The sequence below is a fragment of the Psychrobacter sp. TB20-MNA-CIBAN-0197 genome (assembly GCF_040309765.1).
Taxonomy (GTDB): domain Bacteria; phylum Pseudomonadota; class Gammaproteobacteria; order Pseudomonadales; family Moraxellaceae; genus Psychrobacter; species Psychrobacter submarinus.
Map to the genome: position 1 here is coordinate 1 of NZ_JBEOPC010000082.1, position 725 is coordinate 725.

A 725-nucleotide genomic window follows, 5' to 3' on the forward strand; every position below is an offset into this window, starting at 1 on the left:
ATCTATAACAGACTTTTGAATTATAAGACTGGCTGCTGTGCTTTTTTCCTATCATTAGCCTATACCTAAAACATAAAACCTTTAAATGATAACCTATCTATCATTAGACTTTTTTATGTTATTAAATGATAGTAATATCTTGCTATTATCAATGAACATTAATTATTAAGTCTAAATAATAGAGGTGGCGTTATGACTGTTCGTATTTATGTGAGAGCCAGCACTAAGGATCAAGACGCGACCAGAGCATTGTCTGACTTGATTAGCTTTAGCCAAAGCTATGATGATAACCATGTTGAGTACGTAGAGCATTTCAGTGGTACAAAGTTAGATAGACCAGCACTCACTAAGTTACTCAATGATGCTGAGCAAGGCGATATATTGCTTGTTGAGAGTGTAGATAGATTGAGTAGATTGTCTCAGGATGATTTTGCTATCTTAAAGCAGCGCATCAAAGATAAAGGTTTGCGATTGGTGGTGGCTGATCTACCAACTACACATACGGTTAGCGAGGGTATGACAGGCGACATCCTTAGGGTAATTAACAATATGCTGATCGACTTATTAGCAACGATGGCAAAGCTTGATAACGATAAGCGTAGAGAACGTATCAAGCAGGGATTAGCAAACAGTGGATATAAACCTACTGGTAAGAAAGCAAATCTAGCAAAACACAATCGTATTAGAGAATTAGACAGTCAAAATAATATGACAAAAGAGGAAAT

Annotated in this window: 1 protein-coding gene; it reads left to right on the forward strand. The window is 36.3% G+C overall.

Going from position 1 to position 725, the window contains the following annotated elements; translation table 11 throughout:
• Positions 1–192: 192 nt before the first annotated feature.
• On the forward strand, positions 193–725 hold a 533-nt coding region (locus AAEY83_RS12750), incomplete at its 3' end, for a recombinase family protein (protein ID WP_351059247.1).